Source organism: Streptococcus mitis (assembly GCF_003943905.1).
Lineage (GTDB): Bacteria > Bacillota > Bacilli > Lactobacillales > Streptococcaceae > Streptococcus > Streptococcus mitis_BC.
This window is the reverse complement of the sequence record NZ_RJNS01000001.1, coordinates 121,639-141,497: the sequence shown is the minus strand read 5'-3', so window position 1 is coordinate 141,497 and position 19,859 is coordinate 121,639. Positions and strand designations below refer to the sequence as shown.

The following is a 19,859-nucleotide window of genomic DNA, read 5'->3' as shown; positions in this document are numbered from 1 at the left end:
TTTACACCTCTTTTCGCACAGGTGGTCTGGTATCAAAGGCATGGAGCAGTTCTTCAAATACAGGGTGGAACTGTATCACACCGACACGACCATATAAATCACTGATAAGGCATTGCCCGTTTTCCAAATCACGCAATCGCTTCTGATTGTTTTCGTCCTCTGAGTCTACACCAAAAAAGGCTAAGGTCTTTTTAATCTCGTTAAGGTCAGTGGAACGAAATGCAAATTTTAAGCCGAGGTTATTTTTCAGTTTTTCATCTAAGAGGTCGTCTGTATTTTGGGTCACGAAATATACCCCAGCGTTCATAGCACGACCAGCCCGAACCAGCTTCATAGATAGTGTTTTTCCTTGTGCTACCTGTAAAAAGCTCCATGCTTCGTCTAAATCTACAATCTTGAAAATGCTTCGGTCTGTATGGATAAAGTCTAAAGCAAAGGTACTAATGACAATCAGCATAGCAACGGATAAAAGCTCCATAGTGGTATATTCCTCAAAGGAAGTTTCCTTGTCGGGAAGTACCAAGTCCGCAACCTGTATAATGTTCAGTTGTTTTTCTAAGCTGATAGACTGCTCCACATAACCATTACTGAATAATAAATGTGCAAAGTCATAGTCTGTAAAACTTTCGATATGGTCGGCTATACTGGTACTTAGTGGCGTATTCTCAACCCGTAATTCCTCAATCACTTTCATCAACCCTCGTACTTCACTATTGGTTACTGCACGAATGGCTTTTCTAAGGATTGGGAAGCGTTCCCCATCACGAGAGGAAATCCCCGTAAGGAATGTCAGAATATCAATAGCCAGTGATTCAGAATCTTTGGGATTTTTCATAATCACATAAGGGTCAAGTAAGCCTTTGTTTTTCTCATCAGAAGTCAGAGTGACGATATTGATTTCATGGGAAATCTCTGGCAAGGTTTCTTTCCATCTGCCACGTTCTGCTTTTGGGTCTACAATCACTGCTTGTGCCCCATAAAGCACCGCATAATAGACGATAAGGTTATTCGCAAAGGATTTACCACCACCCAGCGAACCAACAAAAGCCGACGCTAACGCATTGGTTACTGAACCCTTAACCCCTTGACTGGCAAGAGCAGGTTTCAGATAGACATTGCGTCCAGTATCTAAGCTGTAGCCAACATAAATCCCCTCATTTTCCCCCAGCATTTGAGTAGCACCAAAACCTAAACCAGCGAGGAAATCAGAGGTCACGTATTGAATATAATCATTCATATAACGCTTGCTGGCAGGTAAAAATTCTTCATGTAAGCCGAGCATATCCCCAAATGGTCGTACCAGTTTTACGCTTAAATCGTCATAAAAATCTTTCACTTCATTACAACGACGTTTGAGTTCGTCAAGATCATTTGCTGATACCCTTACCACATAAGACAGCTTGTACATAGATTCCTTGCTTTGGTCTAAATTGGTTTCCAGCTCATTCACACTTTCCAGAGCTTCCGCCACATTGGAGCTGGTTTCATTATCACTTTGCCAAGCGTGGTTATCCAAGTCTTTCAGTTCTTTCTTTTTATTGCGGACAGTAGATAGGGCTTTACGATTCGCTACAATTTCCACATTCATTGACGTATCAATCGGGAATGTAAATTGCTGTTGCTGGTAGTAGAAGATTTCAGAGGACGGGAAGTCCAGTTCTCCGACAATGCTGTTAATGGTAAAGTAAGCTACATAGACGGTTTCATCTTCCTGCTGGATTTTCAAATATCGCTGTTTTTCTTCCACCAAACAGCGAGTAGGCTTAATCAAGTCATAGTATTTAATCAGCGTTTCATTATCCAGCTTTTTCTTTGATAGATGGTACTCATACTCTTCATAGGCAGTGCCTGTCTGTCCGTAAAGGTGTTCAATCAGATAGCCGAAGTCGTCCTTATCTAACCTGCGGATTTTGAAACGACGAGAGATTTTATTTTCTAAGAGCTTTTCCATCTTCTGAAAACGCAGGATTTCATCATTACTCATACTAACAAAATCGCCCATCAGCTTATGGTTCACATCATAGACAAAATCAGACAAAGCATTTTTTGCTTCAACGGTAAGACTTTTCATAGAAAACTCCTGATCGTTGAGAAGCAACTTAAAGCCGATAAAGAAACGGTAGTTCACTTGATTTTCGCCAATCATGGATATTAAAGCGTCTGTCTGTTGGTCGATTTTGTCATAGGCAACCGCTTTGAGCTTGCCAGTGACTTCATTTTTGGAACGCTCTTGTGCAGAACGTATGCTGGATTCTGTACTGATTTGTAAAGCATGAATTTTGCCATCACGATTTTGTGCGATAAGCTGTCTGAAAGAATCATGCACTTGTATTTTCTGTTCTGGACTTAGAAATGAGTAATTGTAAGGAACAAGCTCATAGTAAGCATAACATTCCCCGTCTTTATTCCAGACGAGATTGTTTTCAATGTATTTAATTGGATATGCCATAAAATTCACTCCTAACTGCTGTAATGGCTTCTTGTGGCTGGTTTCTGCCAAGCGTTACTTTTTTTCCTGCATAGGTCAGCTTTGGTCGCAGTGCATAAGCAATGACAGACTTCAAAAATCCATAAGGCTTTTTACCATCAAAAGTTTTTGTAGACATAAACCATGTGAAAGCCACAGGAATCCCAAAGTATTTGAGAAATGCTCCCTCTATCATGGAAAGAGGGGGCAAGTTGCCAAGTATCATCACTGCAAAGAGTGACACGACAAACCATGTCATTTGCGTAAAGGTTATGGGAAACGGAAGTCTAAAATCATTGATAGAATACAGTACCTTTTCCACAGACCAGATACTGGTATAGCTTCGTATTTTCTTCATGTAATCAATCCTTTCATAAAAAATAGGGGTAGCTGATTGAGCCACCCCGTAAAATAGAAAATCTGCCAGTAGTAATGTACCGACAGATTTAATAGACGATTTCAAAAATCCCATGATTGGTTGAGATAAACGTTCCTGAAAGGTCTAAATCCCGACCATAGGCTTGATAATCAATATAGTTTTGAAGACTAGCTGGTACTTCGCCTAAAGCACCCGTTTCTTCAATGTAGTAGCGTGCCACGTCATACATATCATCACAATCGGAATGAATGATAATATCCTCTTGATGTTCGCTTAGTTCTTCAATGCTTGAAAAATGAGTGAGCAGAGCAGATAGCTCCGATTGTAATTCTTCGGGTAATTCCGATACCATTTCCCATAGTCGATTGAGTTCGCCAATGGAAGTGTATTCGTCAACCGTAAAGGGTAACTCGTAGTCATGAATGGCGTATTCCTCATATTCATCATTCAAGCCGATTTTCTCTTTGACTTCCTCAAAGTCAATGGGAAAGGTAAACCACGCACCGACCAATTCGCCCTCATTGTATTTGCCTAAATTCGCAATATAGACTTGCATATCGTCCATATATTCACGTCCTTTCTTTGTAGAGATTCAAAAATCCCTACCGCACTTCGTTTGGTGTACCATTCCTTTGCGGAACATAAGAAAACCACTTATATTCCACAAAAGAACGGTTTTATTTAAGCACCAATAATGCGATTGAATAGCTCTAGTAAAATGTCTTTTACTCCAGCAGCGTTGAAGACTAAGCCAACCGCAATAATCGCAATAATTAAAAAGCCAATCAGTTTGCTAAACTCACGCTTGAAGCCAAGATACAAGCCAATCACAACGATTGCTAAAAGCACCAGTGATTGAGCGTTTGATAGAAACCAGTTATAAAGGTTTTGTCCAAAATTCATAAAAATGTTCTCCTCTCTATATTCAATGAATTTGTATTTGAGTTATTTTTTTGGGGTATACACTTTCTGGTATGGATAGAGATTCCATGCCAGATTTTTTTATACAAAAAAGAGGACATTTGCTGTCCCCTCGTTATACAATCAATTCACCACAAAAATCATGAAAGAAGGTTAAACAAATGTCCCATAATGATTCTATCCTAAATATTCTTGGAATTAAAGATAAAAATATTAAAATTATTTCTGTTGAAGAAGCTGAACACAACAACGATTCTGTTAAAGAGTATATAACGCTAATAACAGCTACTCTTTCTTATCCGATTAATCGTTGTCGTAACTGTGGCTTTCCCACAGTTAATAAGGATGGCTTTCGCAAAACTCATGTACGACTGGCAAGTTTAAATGGGAGAAGATATGAACTAGAGCTTCGTAAACAACGCTATAAATGTAAATCATGCCATACTACTTTTGGTGCTATTACTAATTTAACCAAAGAAAATCAAACCTTATCCAGTGATCTCAAAAATCAAATCATGCTTTTAGCTCGTAAAGGCTTATCTGGTCAGCTTATTGCTGAAATGTGTCACTGCTCTCCTAGCAGTGTTCGTCGAACAATCTTAGAGCGCATGGAACCACACTATCGTGTGGCTAAGTTGCCTAAGCATCTATGTTTTGACGAGTTTCGTTCAATTAAGTCTGTGATGTCCTTTATCTGTTGTGACGCTGAAACCCACCAAATTGTCACAAAGTTACAGGATCGTCTATCACCTACCATTGTTGATTATTTTGAAAGTCGTTATTCAAAAGCCGAACGCGAATGCGTTCAATCAGTTGTAATTGATTTAAATGCTCAATATCAAAGTTTTATCTATCGCCTTTTCCCTAATGCCAATATCATTATTGATCGCTTCCACCTTGTACAATTAGCTGGTCGCGCTTTGGACAATTGTCGTATCTCTATCCTAAAGCAACTTGATAAACAGAGCCAAGAATATAAAATTATGAAGTCACATTGGAAGCTATTCCATAAAAAAGCTGAAGATCTTCACCCTGAAGAAGTAGTTTTTCTTCGCGGCGTTAAACAATATATGACTCGCCAAAATGCTGTTGATCTCATTACTAGTAAATTTTCCAAGTTCGCTGAAGTATACCAAACTTACCAAGATATCACGAAAGCCCTAAACGAGCGCAATAGTGAATTACTAGAGTCAACCATCTTAGACTACCAAAAAACCAATACAGAAATGGATACTGCTATTCAAACCCTTCGTCAAAACAGAAAATATGTCTTAAATAGCGCTAAATTTGAATACTCTAATGGTCCTTTAGAAGGCATCAATCGCAAAATCAAAACCCTAAAACGAACTTGTTATGGTTTTGCCAATCAAAAATTTTTCTTTTTAAGAATCGATTGTATTTTTTCGTAAAAAAATACCCCCTACATTTTCGTAGGAAGTATTTTTAGTCAACCATACCAGTTGACAGATATCCCACTTAGGACATTTTCCTACAAGGGGTCCCGAGCGCTTAGTGGGAATTTGTACCCCTTATCGATACAAATTCCCCGTAGGCGCTAGGGACCTCTTTAGCTTCTTGGAAGCTGTCAGTAGTATATCTAATAATTTATCTCCATTCCCTTTAGTAACGTGTAACTTTCCAAATTTAAAAAAGCGACTCATAGAATTATTTCCTCCCGTTAAATAATAGATAACTATTAAAAATAGACAATACTTGCTCATAAGTAATGGTACTTAAATTGTTTACTTTGGCGTGTTTCATTGCTTGATGAAACTGATTTTTAGTAAACAGTTGACGATATTCTCGATTGACCCATTTTGAAACAAAGTACGTATATAGCTTCCAATATTTATCTGGAACATCTGTGGTATGGCGGGTAAGTTTTATTAAGACACTGTTTACTTTTGGTTTAGGATGAAAGCATTCCGCTGGCAGCTTAAGCAATTGCTGAATCGAGACTTGAGTGTGCAAGAGCAACCCTAGTGTTCGGTGAATATCCAAGGTACGCTTGTAGAATCCTTCTTCAACAATCAGATAGATGTCAGACGCACGGCTTTCAAAAACCACTTTTTTAATAATTTGTGTGCTTAAATGGTAAGGAATATTCCCAACAATTTTATACCTCTGTTTGTTAGGGAATTGAAACTGTAGAATATCTTGGTGAATTAAAGTGACACGAGTATTCAGTTTTAATTTTTCTGACGATAAGTTGAATAGATGACTGTCTAATTCAATAGACGTTACCTGTTTACTTATTTTAGCCAGTTTCGTCGTTAAATGCCCTTTACCTGTTCCAATTTCGTAAACGGTATCGGTTTCTTTTAAATTCAATTGTTTTATTATTTGGTTGAGTACTTTTTCACTCGTTAAAAAGTTTTGAGAATATTTTATATTTTTGTTCATGTAATCTCTCCTGAAGTGATTACATCTATAAACAAATACAGAAGTTAAACGATTTGTTTGTAATTTTAGTTATCTGTTTAAAAAGTCATAAGATTAGTCACTGGTAGGAATTAATCTAACGTATTTATTTATCTGCGTAATCACTGTTTTTAGTCTGTTTCAAAACAGTAGATGTTTTATCTACATTACGCATTTGGAACACCAACATGACGAATCCCTCCTTCTTAATTACAAATTTTTAGCATCTAATTTAACTTCAATTCCTATTATACAAAATTTTAAGATAATGCACTATCAACACACTCTTAAGTTTGCTTCTAAGTCTTATTTCCATAACTTCTTTTACGTTTCCGCCATTCTTTGCTGTTTCGATTTTTATGATATGGTGCAAGTCAGCACGAACACGAACCGTCTTATCTCCCATTATATCTTTTTTTGGATATCTGTCAACTGGTATGGTTGACAGATATCCTTTTTTTGTTGTTATCACGTCCTGTTCTTTTACTGACTGTTGCTTCAAAATCTGCTTGTGTCGGTCTGTCAGTTTCGCATGGTCGAGAATGTCTTTTACAACCTGCGTCTGGTTGATTTCATCAAGTTTAATCGCAACCTTTAAGGTCGGGGCAACTTGATGAGATAGCCAGTTCAGCGTCCTTTGGAAGGAGTAAGGCTCTGGTTTTGTGGTTAGTTTTAATCGTTCACGATTGTTCCCAATAAACCAAGCCCATTCTTCATTCAGTTTCCAATCAGAACGAGGTTTGGAATCGTCTTTATCTACAAAACGGATATACCGATTGATAATTTTAAAGGCGGTATGCTCTGGATTGTCATAGACGAGTAAATCACGGACTGCATAATAGGCACGCTCATTTTTCAATCGAATCTCAAAACGGTTTTTTACTTCTGCGTCTTCAATGGGAATATCATTTTTCTTGTACTGCTCGTAGTCCTTTTCATAGATACAGAAATAAACTTCACTTTGTAATGAACCGATATAGAGGGTGTTTCCCATACATTCCTTTTCCTCTTTGCGTACCAGTTCGCCACTGCGATAGCTTTTAAAACTGCGGAAGACGGAGATACATTCTTCCTGTTGGCACTTTTCAGTGAGTACAGGGATATTCAAAATCCCTGTCTTATCGTTAATGGCAAGGTCAAGGCGTTTCATCACACCGCCAGCCACCAAAACGTCCATAAAGAACTCATACCAGCTTCTTTGTTGTGCCAGAAGATAGCTTTCAAATTGTCTGCACCCACGACCTTTCAATTCCACCAGAACTCCTTTGTCCAGTTCATGGGAGCAAAGGACGAATATGTCGCCTAAAGCATAATGCTCTGAATAAGAATAGAAACCATAGTCCTCATGAAGAAAATAGGACAGTTTCAGTTGTAAGATGTTTTCGACCACCTGCTGTACGTCTGTTGTCGGAAAGCGAATCCTTACATAATCAAACAGCATTTCAAGGGGAGCGTCGGGATTGAAGCGTTCCAGAGCTTCCCAAAGGGACTGCTGTAAATCCTCTGATGGCTTGACTTTTCCTGTTTCAATATCGCTTAGATACTGCCTTGTAATACCAGTCGCAACAGCTAAACGGTTTTGAGATAGTCCATAAGCCAAGCGTTTTTCTTTTAAATGCTGTAACCAAGTTTGTTCATTCAGTAAAAATCCCTCCAATCAAAAAGGCGTATGTCAACTTTTAAAGCCCATTTGACATACGCTGAAATTTTGTAAATCCCTTGTAACCAAAGGATTTTCTAATGTTTTTTTGACTGTTTCCTGTCGATTTGTACCCCCCTGTTAGATACGGGGGGTTAAGTGCTGGCGTGGCTATTGCCACACCAGCCAGCAAGATCAGTCCACACCTGCGACTTCCGCTTCGCACGTCGCCTGCGTGGACTGTCTGCTGTTGGATAACTTTTTAATTTCCTCCAAGAAATCATATCCTTTTGGTACAAGGGGAGTATAAAACTCTGATATGACACTTGTTCCTACATCAACATAGCCACGACCTTTGATTCGCTTTAAGAAGAAATCCTTTTGTACGTCACTGCCAAACATCATGCCATAGCCCATTTCAGACATACGACCTAAAGCCACTCTGAAATTAAACTGATCACGGATTCCGTCGCCTAAATATTTTGCGTCTGGACGTTGACAAGCCAGTATTAGAAAGAAGCCAGCTTGACGACCTAACATGACAATCTGTTTCAGCTTATTCATAACTGCGGTGTTTTCTTTTGTTCCCAGCATTTCCATGAAAGCGACGTATTCATCAAAGATTAAGAAGTGTGCCGGGAGACCTAAGTAAGCATAATTTTTGCCAGTCTTATAGTTCTTCATCTGCTTCATTTCCTCACTACGTTTCATCATTTCTTCATAGAATGTTTCAATGCAAGAAAGCAAGTCTTCTTTTCTATAGTAGACATTTGCCATCACAGAACCTAAGTCCGCAAGGTCAGCATTTTTCGGGTCAAGAATATACAGTTTTGAATCTGTATGAAGCAAGGCTTCAATCAGTGTCAGTATAAAGTAAGTTTTACCGCCACCTGTACCACCAGCAATCAACATATGAGGGAGCTTATCATATTCCCACCATACGTTTTTCATTAAGCGAAGTTTACCATCTTTAGCTTCTACTTCATCAATAGAAATACGACTGGCTATGGTGTCATAGAGCAAAGTATATTCCACATAGGAATCCTTTAACTCTTTATCCGTCAGCTCACAGTACAAGCCACTCTCTAATTTCTTTTCCAAGTGTAAGAGTTGGTCTTGATATTTTCCCAGCGTGATTTCCACCCGTATCTGTATCAAGCCATTTTTAAGTCGATAATACATTTTAGGGAAGTAGGTTATCTTTTCCTTTGTACGACCAGCACTATCTTTAAAGAAACCCTCTGTTTTGACCTGTTCAGATTCATACCACTTGTTTTCAAGTATCATCTTTGCCAGTTTTTGACGGTGGTAAAGTTGTTTAACCGTATCATAGCGAACCCGTTTGAATACAAACGCTACCAGCAAGCAGATAAGAATTGCGACACTGAAACTGATAATTAAATAGGGAATGTCAATCTTATCTGCTTGTGATAGGTTAAAATCCTGCCAGTTGATCTGCTGGATTGTCTTCACATGAAACAGTCCGACAACCAGCAGGAAAACAGGCAGGAGTGACGCTATCGTAAAATGAAAGACTAAATCTTTACCAGATGGGCGAATCCTTTTACCACGCTGTTTCATGCGAAAAAGTCTCCTTTCTACCTAGCGACTATTTGTCTTGTGTCGGTTCTTTCTTTGCTTGTGGTTGAGCTTTGAATGAACTAGAATCCTTTGTCAGCACAATATCGTCTGCCTTGATATACCAGTCAACATCTGCTCCTTGATAGGTGGCAGTAGCAACGGTGTCCGCAATGGGATTGATAAGTTCCACCCGTGCGTTATAATCAAACTCTTTCAAAGGCACGCTGGCAGGAATACTTACTTGAATCATGCGTCCTTGTCCTTTGGATTTTAAGTCATAGGTACGTTCCTTGATTTCATCTGAAACCGACCCGTCTTCATTTTGGATTCTCACTTCACGACGTAGAGCAGAGAATTTCAATTCTCCAAAAGTCGTGTCTTTATCTAATACAATGCCATTTGCTAATCTCATCATTTTTCCTCTCTTTCTTTATTCTTTTATCATGTCGTCAGCATGTAAAAGGTAATTTGTAAAACCACGAGTGCCGATTTTGTAGCCCTCTGCGGTAATACGTGGATTGACTAACTTCACACGTTCCTCAAAGCCGAAATGTTTTTCGCCAGCTTCAGCAGGAAGCACCACCACAATATCATCTGCTCTTTGAACATCAGAATAGAGATTATAGCTTCTTGATAAGACAGTTAGCCGTCCGTTGATTCTTCGCTGAACGACTTTATCCTCGCCAGCAAATTCTAAATTGCCGAATGTTTTTTCCATGTTGGGAATCACAAATTTAAGTTCCATATTTTTACCTATCCTTTCTTTTTTATTGGCTGAATGAATGTTTGATGGTCTTAAAGAGTGGGGAACGACCTTTTGATTCTTGATTTTTTGTTTTCATAAGTTCACTTCCTTTCAAAATCGGGTAAAAAAATAGACACCTCATTTTTTGAAGTGTCTACCTATTAAATATTCAAATTTTATTGGAAGTATCTTTATATCTTCACTTTTCAAGGATAAATCGTCGTATCAAAGCTCATTCATAAGTAGTAAATTAGTAGTAAATTGAGTGGTTTTGACCTTGATAAAGTGTGATAAGTCCAGTTTTTATGCGGATAACTAGATTTTTATGCTATTTTTAATCTAAAATAACTCTTTTTAAAGTGCTTACATAAAGAAGACTGATACATCATGGCAGCCATTTTGTGGTATAATGAACTTATCATTATTAAGAGGTATGGACATGAAAGAAACTGTTTATTTTGGAACTTATACTCGTCGCTCATCTAAAGGGATTTACAAGGCAGATTTTGATACAGAAACAGGCCAGCTTGCAAACCTTGAACTCTTTGCTGCTGAACCAAGTCCGACCTACCTTGCCTTTGACCAACAGCAACACTTATACACCGTAGGAAGCCAGGATGGCTTAGGTGGAATCGCTGCATACAAGACAGATGGCGTTTTGCTAAATCATGTGGTTGAAGAAGGCGCTCCCCATTGTTATGTGGCAGTGGATGAAAAGCGCAGTCTCGTTTACGGAGCCAACTATCACAAAGGCCAAGTTCTGGTTTATCAGCGCCAAGCAGATGGTTGTCTCATCCAAACGGACCTGGATCAGCATAGTGGACAAGGCCCTCATGAAAATCAAACTTCTCCTCATGTCCACTTTACAGATCTAACACCTGACCAGTATCTCGTCACATGTGACCTAGGTACTGACGAGGTGACGACCTATGATGTTAGCCCAGAAGGAAAACTAAGTAAGCTCCACACTTATCACAGCCAGTCTGGAGCAGGTGCTCGCCACATCGTTTTCCACCACCACTATAAGATTGCCTATCTCATTTGCGAACTAAATAGTACCATTGAAGTCTTGATTTACGATGGGGTTGGTGAATTTGAACGCATGCAAGTCATTTCAACCTTACCAGACGGCTATGAGAGATTCAATGCTACTGCAGCCATTCGTCTTTCAAAAGATGGGAAATACCTTTATGCATCCAACCGAGGTCATGATTCCATTGCCGTCTATACAATCCTCGCTGATGGCAGTCTGGAATTATTAGAGATAGTACCAACACATGGACAAAATCCACGTGATTTCGACCTAACTCCTGATCAAGAGTTTCTCATTGCTGTTCATCAAGATTCTGATAACGCAACCGTCTTTAAGCGTAATCCTGAAAGTGGTCGTCTTGCAGAACTTTCTAACGATTTCCATGTCCCAGAAGCAGTCTGCATTCACTTTGCGAACTAAGATAATCAAAAAATGAACTTGAATCTCAAGTTCATTTTTTGATTATAGTTTATTTCCGACATTAATACGGTTAATGGCACGTTGAAGAGCAATCTTAGCGCGTCGTTCTTGGTCAATTAAGTGCTTGTCTTGAGCTTCTTCAATTTCACGTTCGGCGCGAAGTTTAGCACGTTCAGCACGGCTGATATCGATATCACGAGCACGCTCTGCTGAGTCGGCTACAATGGTAATTATGTCATTGGCAATCTCGATAATCCCTCCGTTCACTGCAATCCAGTTCACATGAGTATCATCATCGATTCGTTTTACCTTTACTTCATCAACCGCTAAAACCGCAATCATATTTTCATGTCGTGGCAAGATCCCCATCTCACCATCCAGAGTTCGTACCGATACAAAGCTGGCATGGTGATCATAGACGAGGCCATCTGGTGTCACGATCTGGACAGTTAACTGAGCCATAGATCACCTCTTAAAATCCCATTTTCTCTGCCTTAGCAATGACGTCTTCGATTGAACCAACTCCACGGAAGGCATCTTCTGGCAAGTGGTCATGTTTCCCTTCAAGGATTTCCTTAAAACCACGAACCGTTTCTGCTACTGGTACATAAGAACCAGGTTGGCCAGTAAATTGCTCCGCAACGTTGAAGTTTTGTGACAAGAAGAACTGGATACGACGAGCACGCGCAACCAAGGTCTTTTCTTCATCAGAAAGCTCATCCATACCAAGGATGGCAATGATATCTTGCAATTCATGGTAACGTTGAAGGACACGTTTGACTTCAGCAGCAACTGCATAGTGCTCTTCTCCAACAATCTCAGGTGCCAAGGCACGTGAGCTTGAAGCCAACGGATCAACGGCTGGATAAATACCCAATTGTACCAACTTACGTTCCAAGTTTGTAGTTGAATCCAAGTGAGCGAAGGCTGTCGCTGGCGCTGGGTCAGTATAGTCATCCGCTGGCACGTAGATGGCCTGAATAGAGGTTACAGAACCCTTCTTGGTTGATGTGATACGTTCTTGCAATTGACCCATTTCCGTAGCAAGTGTTGGTTGGTAACCAACGGCTGATGGCATACGACCCAAAAGGGCAGATACTTCTGAACCAGCTTGAGTGAAACGGAAGATATTGTCAATGAAGAGAAGAACGTCTTGACCTTCTACATCACGGAAGTATTCGGCGATTGTCAAACCAGTAAGGGCAACACGCATACGTGCTCCTGGTGGTTCATTCATCTGACCAAATACCATGGCTGTTTTCTCGATAACGCCTGATTCTTTCATTTCCCAGTAAAGGTCGTTCCCCTCACGAGTACGTTCTCCAACACCGGTAAATACTGAAATACCACCATGTTCTTGAGCAATGTTGTGAATCAATTCTTGAATCAAGACAGTTTTACCAACTCCGGCACCACCGAAGAGTCCAACTTTCCCCCCTTTAAGGTAAGGGGCAAGAAGGTCGATAACCTTGATCCCTGTTTCCAAGATTTCAGATGAGGTAGACAATTCATCAAAAGTTGGAGCTTTCTTATGAATTGGCTGACGCTCAGCGTCTTCAGCGAAAGGAGCATCCAAGTCAATAGTATCCCCCAAAACGTTGAAGACACGTCCCAAAGTTTCTTTACCTACTGGCACAGAGATTGGACGGCCTGTGTCCAAAACTTCCATTCCACGAGTCAAACCATCTGTTGATTCCATGGCGATCGTACGGATCATACCATCACCCAACTCCAAGGCTACTTCAAGGACGATTTTTGTTTTTCTTTCGTCATTTTTGTAGACGACAAGTGCATTGTTAATCTCAGGAAGTGGTTCCCCAGCTGCAAACAAAACGTCTACAACGGGTCCGATAACCTGAGCAATTTTACCTGAACTCATCTCCTTCTCCTATTCTATATAAGATACTGTCGGTTCCTAGCTCAACTAGGTCCTAAGTTCATTTTGATACGAGGGAGGCAAAGCCTTATTCTAAGGCACTAGCCCCCGCTACGATTTCTGTAATTTCTTGTGTAATCGCCGCCTGTCTAGCACGGTTATACTGGATTGTCAAATCATTAATGACCTTTTTGGCATTATCGGTCGCTGTTTGCATAGCTGTCATACCAGCGGCATTTTCAGCTGTCTTGGCATCGATAATAGCCCCGTAAATCATACTTTCAGCATACTGTGGCAACAACTGCTCTAGAATCTCATCACGGCTCGTTTCCAACTCAAAGGTCAAGCTATACTCTTCATCCGCTTCATTTGGATCCAAGTCAACAATCGGAAGCATTTGTTCCACACGCATTTGACTTGTGAGAGTATTAACATGATGGTTGTAGCAGACGTACAATTCATCAAAAAGTTCGTTTTGGTACATCTCAATCGTTTTTGAAATAATTTTACGAACTTCATCAAAACTAGGTTGATCTGCCAAGCCGCGTAGTTCATAGATTGGCTGAATACCACGAGCCTTAAAGAAATCAGCCCCCATACCACCAATACAGATAACTTCAAAGTCATCACCATTTGGATGGTATTCTTCTGTCAACTCCATAACAGCTTTAAGGATGGAAGCATTATATCCCCCAACCAAGCCACGATCTGAAGTGATGACAATATAGCCTGTCTTTTTGACTGGACGACTAATCAACATAGGATTGGTTGAACCACCAGCTCCATTTCCATGAAGGATATCTGTCAATAGTTTACGAACCTTTTGAGCGTAAATTTGAAAGTTACGAGCTGCTTCTTCAGAGCGGCCTAACTTAGCCGCTGACACCATTTGCATAGCATTAGTGATTTGACTAGTATTTTTGGTTGAGGCGATTTTTGTTTTAATATCATTTAGAGATACTGCCATCTGACACCTCTATTCTTATTGGAAGCTGGATTGATTGAGAAACTCTGTAATCGCAGCATCCAAGACTGATTCTTCTGGCAAGTCTTTTGTTTCACGAATGGTTTCCAAAATCTCTGGATGTTGTGCATCAAAGAAATCATGGAACTCTTCCTCAAAACGAACAATGTCATTCACTGGAACTGTATCCAAGAATCCGTGTGTCAAAGCATACAGAATGGTTACTTGTTTCTCAACAGGCAAAGGCTTGTGAACTGGTTGTTTCAATACTTCTACCGTACGACGTCCGCGGTTCAACTTAGCCTGCGTTGCTGCATCCAAATCAGAACCGAACTTAGTGAAGGCCTCTAGTTCACGGTAAGAAGCAAGGTCGATACGAAGCGTACCAGCTACTTTCTTCATGGCTTTGATTTGAGCGGAACCACCTACACGAGATACAGATGAACCCGCATCAATGGCTGGACGAATACCCGCATTGAAGAGACCATCTCCTAGGAAGATTTGCCCATCTGTGATTGAAATTACGTTGGTTGCGATATAGGCAGAGATATCTCCTGCTTGCGTTTCGATAAATGGTAGGGCTGTGATTGAACCACCACCAAGTTCATCAGAAACTTTAGCTGAGCGCTCAAGCAAACGGCTGTGGAGGTAGAAAACATCCCCTGGGAAGGCTTCACGACCTGGTGGACGACGAAGCAAGAGAGAAAGTTCACGATAAGCTACCGCTTGTTTTGAAAGATCATCATAAACGATCAAAACATGCTTGCCTTGGTACATAAACTCTTCAGCCATAGCCACCCCAGCATAAGGAGCTAGGAAGAGCAATGGAGATGGTTGTGAAGCAGAAGCTGTCACAACGATTGTGTAGTCCAAGGCACCGTACTGACGAAGTGTTTCTACTTGCGTACGAACTGTTGATTCTTTTTGTCCAATCGCTACATAGATACAGATCATATCTTGCCCTTTTTGGTTCAAGATTGTATCAATCGCAATAGTTGTTTTCCCTGTCTGACGGTCACCAATAATCAACTCACGTTGACCACGACCAATCGGTACAAGGGCGTCAATAGCTTTCAAACCTGTTTGCAATGGTTCTGATACAGACTTACGTTGCATAACGCCAGGAGCTGGCGCTTCTACTGGACGAGTCTTGTCAGTATGGATTTCTCCAAGACCGTCAACTGGACGACCAAGTGGGTCGACAACACGTCCAATCAGGCTGTCACCCACAGGGACTTCCATGATTTTACCTGTACGGCGAATGGTATCCCCTTCACGGATATCTGTAAAGTCTCCAAGGATGATAATCCCAACGTCTGTAGACTCCAGGTTTTGCGCCATCCCATAAGAGCCATTTTCAAAAATCAAGAGCTCTCCACTCATGGCATTTTCAAGACCGTGAGCACGCGCAATTCCGTCCCCGATATAGGTTACAACACCTGTTTCAGATACATCAAAATTGGGTTTGAAATTTTCAATTTGTTGCTTAATTAAAGCGCTGATTTCTTGTGCGTTAATTGCCAAAAGAACACCACTTTCTATTTCAAATTTTCTTTAACAACTCGAAGTTGTTGTTTAATACTCACATCAATTGTCTTGTGATTAGCAAAAATGACAAAACCACCAATGAGTCCTTCATCAATTTGTTCTTTAATACTCCGTACTTTCAGAGACATTTTTTTCTCTATCAAGGGAAGCAAACGTTCCTTCTGTTCAATCGTTAAAGGATGAGCTGAAGAAATCGTGACGACAAAATGATTGGTTTCTCTTTCAAGACGATTCAAACAATCAACAATGATATCATAAAAAAGATTTGCTCTGTGATTGTAAATCAGAATTTGAATAAAGTTTTGCATTAAAGGTGACACAGAGTCTTGAAAGAAACCAACTGTTTTTTCCTTATCAGACTCATCAACTGCCACCTGAGCTAAAAAAGAAGGTAAGCACGTTTCTTCTGCGACTTGCTTGATTTGATCCAAGTCTGAAAAAATCCGGTCCTCTTCTCCTTTTTCAATCACTAATTGGACAAAAGGCATGCTGTACTTTTCAATGACCTTTGCTGTTTTCTTGTCCATTAGGCTTCTCCTAGCTGATCGATATACTGATCAATGAGTTCCTTATGAGCATGACTGTCAAGGTTTTTTGAGATAATTTTACCAGCGAGACTAATCGTCAAATCTGCCACCTCGCCCTTAACACTTTGCAAAGCTTCAGCTTTATTCTGAGCAATTTCTTGATTCGCCTTCTCTTTTAAGCGACCTGCTTCTACTTTAGCATCTGCCAGAATATCTGCTTTACTCTTCTCTGCAGTCTCTTTAGCATTTTCAATGATTGTTTTGGCTTCGTTTCGACTACCAGCCAATTCATCTTCACGTTTTTGGGCAAGAGTTTCTGCTTTTTGACGTGCTTGTTCAGCTCCATCAATATCAGCAGCAATTTTATTTGCCCTTTCTTCGAAGACACTAGTCAAGTTTGACCACGCATATTTCTTAACTAAGACAATCAAAAGTATAAAAGAGCCAGCGATTAAAATAAAGTTACCAATTAATTCACCTACTGTTACGTGCATCTGTTACTCCTTTCTACTCTTCATCATTAATTTTATTTCCTAGATACATAGAAGACAAGACTGTGAATACATAAGCCTGAACACAGGAAATAAACACAGAAAACGCCGTCCAGACTAGATTGGTAACAAATGCGACTGGATACCAATAAAGAGCCTGATGAGAAAGTGTGATAAGCAGACTAGCCATCACTTCTCCGGCAAAGATATTTCCGAATACCCGCAAAGCAAGTGATAGGAAATTCGTGACTTCTTCAAGGAGATTCATCGGTGTCATAAATCCTGGGGTAACAAAACCTTTCAGATACTTTTTAACACCACGGCGACGAATTCCTTCTATATGGGTCATCAGGATAATTCCAAACGACATGGCCAAGTCAAATTGAAGATTGGCTGTTGGCGATGTCCAAAGGTTTGTCCCATCTGTAGTTTGAAGTTTTGCCATCAAACCAAGATTGTTTGCGATCACCATAAAAAGAAATAAACACAAGTAAAAGAGTGAGTAATCTTTCATGTACCGTGAGCCTACATTAGGTTCTGTAAATCCGACTACGAAGTCATAGAGATACTCTAGTACATTTTGCTTTCCTTTGGGTTTTACAGTCATATTACGACTTGCCCAATAGATAAAGCCAAAAATAACGACTACTGACAGCAAGGTCAAGGCAGTCAAGGTCAAATCAAAGGTAACAGGACCAATATTGATGGTTGGATTGATACTTTCTTCCATCTAGAATCCTCCCTTTTCCATTTTATACTTCTCTTTATTTGATGATAAATGAAAATACGAGAGTTACAAAGAATGTTCCTTCAATAAAGGCAATCCCCATGATCATTAAGCTACGCAATTGTGGAATGATGTCTGGTTGGCGAGCAGCTGATTTGAACAAACCGTTCATCAACATACCTTCTGCAAGGGATACACCCATACAGGCAAGACAAAGACCGAAAAATGTTAAATTCATGATGAATTCTCCTTTTATTTAAAATTTACTTACTTAGTTTAGTCCTAAAATTTTGATTTGTCAACTTTTTACTCACGTTGAAAGCGTTTCACATAATTTATTTCTATTTTTGCCATTTTTATCCTATTATATAGAAAAATTTCTCATTTTAGAGCGAATGTTTTTCCACTTTCACTCTGTTTTCTGAAACAAATTGAAAAAATCCAAGTTTGAAACTTGGATGCATTTATTTTATTTAAAATAATAGGAATAGTGTTGTTTACAACCTGGATTAAATGGAGCACTACAGTAAGGACAAGCTATCTGTTTTTGATATTCTTGAAATGTCATTGTCCTCTTACAAGCCCCACATAAAATCGGTTGACCCTCGGTAAGCGCCAAGGGATAGGGCAAAAATACATGCGTTTCTATAGCATTATGACACTGATAGCAAGCATAGTATTTTTTACATTCATAGCACTGAAGGGAAACGATGTCCTTTCCACCATGATAGTGAACACATCTGCTTTCATTATCTACCAAAAATCCTTGTGCTTGAATCATTCACTTTTCCTTGTCTAGGCACGAACTGTAACGCTTGTTCCGTCTTCTTTATAGAGATTGATAAGACCTTCCTTGAGAGCGCGAACCATATCCCCTGCTTGAACAGGTTGAGGAACCTTGATGGTCAAGAGTTCCATTGGATTTGGAGCGCGGTCGATTTTATTGCCCTTGGCATCATGAAGATCTTCGATATAAGTCTCAAAATGACGGAAACCTGGGCCGTAGAACTCAACTTGGTCACCTTCGTTAATAACGTTTCGTTGACGAATAGTTGCCGTTTGAGTCGCATCATCATACGCTACCACTTCAGCGACAAACTTGTATTCAGGAATTTTACGACGTGCGCCAAATAACTGTTCATTTTCAGACGGCGTACCGTAGTAGAAACCTGTTGCCAATTCACGTTGGGCAACCTTCCACATCTCGTCTACCAAGTCTTGCTTGATAGCTTCAAACTTCTCAGGACTTTCAAGATATGCATCCACAGCCGCCTTGTAACAGTTGGTCACAGTTGAAACATAGTGAATGGACTTCATACGGCCTTCAATCTTCAGACTGTCTACACCGTTTTCGATCATATCTGGAATATGGTCAATCATGGACATGTCAACGGCTGACATTGAAAATTCTTCTGGAATTTCACCTTTAAGGCTCTTGCGTTCTTGACCAAAGGGCATGTCGTAAAGATCGTATTTCCAACGACAAGACTGTGAACAACCACCACGGTTGGCATCACGCATACTCATGTGGTTTGATAGCGTACAGCGACCTGAGTAAGAAATACACATGGCTCCATGGACAAAGGCCTCAATTTCTACATCAGTGCGTTTGCGAATCTCTGCCAATTCTTCCATTGAAACTTCACGTGCCAAAACCACACGAGTTAGACCAAGTTCTTTCCAGAACTCAAGAGTTTCATAGTTAGTCGCACTGGCTTGAGTGGAAAGGTGGATTTCGAGACCTGGTGCTTCAGTTGCTGCAATCATGATCAAGGCCGGATCTGACACGATAACTGCTGCAATCCCGATGTCACGCAACTTACGGAACCATTCTCCAGCACCAGCTTCGTTTCCTTCGTGCATAACCATGTTGGCAGCTACATAGACCTTGGCACCGTACTTTGCAGCAAACTGGACTCCTTCTTCCATCTGTTCAAAGGTAAAGTTTCCAGCACGGCTACGAAGACCATAGGCCTGTCCACCGATGAAGACTGCGTCCGCACCATATTGAACAGCTACTTTCAGCTTCTCTAAAGTTCCTGCAGGTGATAAAACCTCAGGACGTTTTAATGTTTTTGTCATTTTTTCTCCTATTTGCAATATAAAAGTTTGACGTTTTT

At 40.1% G+C, this 19,859-nt stretch carries 23 protein-coding genes and 1 pseudogene; 2 read left to right on the top strand and 22 right to left on the bottom strand.

Annotation, left to right across the window (positions count from 1 at the left end):
• Position 1: 1 nt before the first annotated feature.
• The 4 genes from D8854_RS00765 to D8854_RS00750 form a co-directional block, all read right to left on the bottom strand.
• A complete protein-coding gene (locus tag D8854_RS00765; protein ID WP_125448968.1) occupies positions 2-2,449 on the bottom strand; it encodes an ATP-binding protein in 2,448 nt (815 codons plus the stop codon).
• Complete coding sequence (locus tag D8854_RS00760; RefSeq protein ID WP_000723888.1) at positions 2,433-2,825, bottom strand: conjugal transfer protein; 393 nt, start codon at positions 2,823-2,825, stop codon at positions 2,433-2,435. Before D8854_RS00760 ends, D8854_RS00765 begins: the two co-directional genes overlap by 17 nt.
• An 88-nt stretch (positions 2,826-2,913) precedes the next feature.
• Positions 2,914-3,411, bottom strand: coding sequence for an antirestriction protein ArdA (locus D8854_RS00755; RefSeq protein WP_000342539.1), 498 nt, complete (start codon positions 3,409-3,411; stop codon positions 2,914-2,916).
• Between the two features lie 116 nt (positions 3,412-3,527).
• Positions 3,528-3,749: a hypothetical protein gene (locus D8854_RS00750; protein ID WP_001009056.1), complete on the bottom strand. Its 222-nt coding sequence runs from the start codon at positions 3,747-3,749 to the stop codon at positions 3,528-3,530.
• Between the two features lie 179 nt (positions 3,750-3,928).
• Between D8854_RS00750 and D8854_RS00745 the strand changes: the two genes are divergently transcribed.
• Positions 3,929-5,176 (top strand): ISL3 family transposase, encoded by a 1,248-nt coding sequence (locus D8854_RS00745; protein WP_000019067.1) that lies wholly within the window; start codon positions 3,929-3,931, stop codon positions 5,174-5,176.
• A gap of 256 nt (positions 5,177-5,432) precedes the next feature.
• Here the strand turns inward: D8854_RS00745 and erm(B) are convergent, their stop codons facing one another.
• From erm(B) to D8854_RS00705, 8 genes and pseudogenes are all read right to left on the bottom strand, one after another.
• Positions 5,433-6,170 carry a 23S rRNA (adenine(2058)-N(6))-methyltransferase Erm(B) gene (gene erm(B) / locus D8854_RS00735; protein ID WP_001038795.1) on the bottom strand — a complete coding sequence of 246 codons (738 nt, stop codon included), beginning with the start codon at positions 6,168-6,170 and terminating at the stop codon, positions 5,433-5,435.
• A gap of 124 nt (positions 6,171-6,294) precedes the next feature.
• Positions 6,295-6,378, bottom strand: a complete 84-nt coding sequence (locus D8854_RS00730) for a 23S rRNA methyltransferase attenuation leader peptide (protein WP_001814874.1) — start codon at positions 6,376-6,378, stop codon at positions 6,295-6,297.
• A 48-nt stretch (positions 6,379-6,426) separates the two neighbouring features.
• Complete coding sequence (locus D8854_RS09875; RefSeq protein WP_000502600.1) at positions 6,427-6,594, bottom strand: MLS leader peptide; 168 nt, start codon at positions 6,592-6,594, stop codon at positions 6,427-6,429.
• Between the two features lie 48 nt (positions 6,595-6,642).
• Positions 6,643-7,845: pseudogene (gene mobT, locus D8854_RS00725) on the bottom strand (MobT family relaxase); the annotation flags it as partial.
• Between the two features lie 22 nt (positions 7,846-7,867).
• Entirely contained in the window at positions 7,868-8,020 is a 153-nt protein-coding gene (locus D8854_RS00720; protein ID WP_000879507.1) for a hypothetical protein, read from the bottom strand.
• A 2-nt stretch (positions 8,021-8,022) separates the two neighbouring features.
• On the bottom strand, positions 8,023-9,408 hold the full coding sequence (locus tag D8854_RS00715) for an FtsK/SpoIIIE domain-containing protein (RefSeq protein WP_000813488.1): 1,386 nt from the start codon (positions 9,406-9,408) through the stop codon (positions 8,023-8,025).
• Between the two features lie 28 nt (positions 9,409-9,436).
• Complete coding sequence (locus D8854_RS00710) at positions 9,437-9,823, bottom strand: YdcP family protein (protein ID WP_000985015.1); 387 nt, start codon at positions 9,821-9,823, stop codon at positions 9,437-9,439.
• Positions 9,824-9,838: 15 nt separating this feature from the next.
• Positions 9,839-10,153 (bottom strand): YdcP family protein, encoded by a 315-nt coding sequence (locus D8854_RS00705; RefSeq protein ID WP_000420682.1) that lies wholly within the window; start codon positions 10,151-10,153, stop codon positions 9,839-9,841.
• A gap of 439 nt (positions 10,154-10,592) precedes the next feature.
• Between D8854_RS00705 and D8854_RS00695 the strand changes: the two genes are divergently transcribed.
• The gene (locus D8854_RS00695) at positions 10,593-11,606 is read left to right on the top strand and encodes a lactonase family protein (protein ID WP_038805140.1); all 1,014 of its coding nucleotides are present in this window, start codon (positions 10,593-10,595) and stop codon (positions 11,604-11,606) included.
• 42 nt (positions 11,607-11,648) lie between these two features.
• Here the strand turns inward: D8854_RS00695 and D8854_RS00690 are convergent, their stop codons facing one another.
• From D8854_RS00690 to D8854_RS00645, 10 genes are all read right to left on the bottom strand, one after another.
• Positions 11,649-12,068: a F0F1 ATP synthase subunit epsilon gene (locus D8854_RS00690; RefSeq protein WP_000068036.1), complete on the bottom strand. Its 420-nt coding sequence runs from the start codon at positions 12,066-12,068 to the stop codon at positions 11,649-11,651.
• A gap of 10 nt (positions 12,069-12,078) precedes the next feature.
• Positions 12,079-13,485, bottom strand: a complete 1,407-nt coding sequence (gene atpD, locus D8854_RS00685) for a F0F1 ATP synthase subunit beta (protein ID WP_125399423.1) — start codon at positions 13,483-13,485, stop codon at positions 12,079-12,081.
• An 85-nt stretch (positions 13,486-13,570) separates the two neighbouring features.
• Positions 13,571-14,449 (bottom strand): F0F1 ATP synthase subunit gamma, encoded by an 879-nt coding sequence (locus D8854_RS00680; RefSeq protein ID WP_084946135.1) that lies wholly within the window; start codon positions 14,447-14,449, stop codon positions 13,571-13,573.
• A gap of 15 nt (positions 14,450-14,464) precedes the next feature.
• The gene (gene atpA, locus D8854_RS00675; protein WP_084946136.1) at positions 14,465-15,970 is read right to left on the bottom strand and encodes a F0F1 ATP synthase subunit alpha; all 1,506 of its coding nucleotides are present in this window, start codon (positions 15,968-15,970) and stop codon (positions 14,465-14,467) included.
• Between the two features lie 14 nt (positions 15,971-15,984).
• Positions 15,985-16,521 carry a F0F1 ATP synthase subunit delta gene (locus tag D8854_RS00670; RefSeq protein WP_084946137.1) on the bottom strand — a complete coding sequence of 179 codons (537 nt, stop codon included), beginning with the start codon at positions 16,519-16,521 and terminating at the stop codon, positions 15,985-15,987.
• The gene (gene atpF, locus D8854_RS00665) at positions 16,521-17,015 is read right to left on the bottom strand and encodes a F0F1 ATP synthase subunit B (protein ID WP_000558543.1); all 495 of its coding nucleotides are present in this window, start codon (positions 17,013-17,015) and stop codon (positions 16,521-16,523) included. The genes D8854_RS00670 and atpF overlap by 1 nt, the downstream gene beginning before the upstream one ends.
• A gap of 13 nt (positions 17,016-17,028) precedes the next feature.
• A complete protein-coding gene (gene atpB, locus D8854_RS00660; RefSeq protein ID WP_061416761.1) occupies positions 17,029-17,742 on the bottom strand; it encodes a F0F1 ATP synthase subunit A in 714 nt (237 codons plus the stop codon).
• Positions 17,743-17,776: 34 nt separating this feature from the next.
• A complete protein-coding gene (locus D8854_RS00655) occupies positions 17,777-17,977 on the bottom strand; it encodes a F0F1 ATP synthase subunit C (RefSeq protein ID WP_001054555.1) in 201 nt (66 codons plus the stop codon).
• Positions 17,978-18,208: 231 nt separating this feature from the next.
• Positions 18,209-18,520: a CHY zinc finger protein gene (locus tag D8854_RS00650; RefSeq protein ID WP_125448966.1), complete on the bottom strand. Its 312-nt coding sequence runs from the start codon at positions 18,518-18,520 to the stop codon at positions 18,209-18,211.
• Positions 18,521-18,534: 14 nt separating this feature from the next.
• Complete coding sequence (locus D8854_RS00645; RefSeq protein ID WP_000169095.1) at positions 18,535-19,821, bottom strand: peptidase U32 family protein; 1,287 nt, start codon at positions 19,819-19,821, stop codon at positions 18,535-18,537.
• Positions 19,822-19,859: the final 38 nt, after the last annotated feature.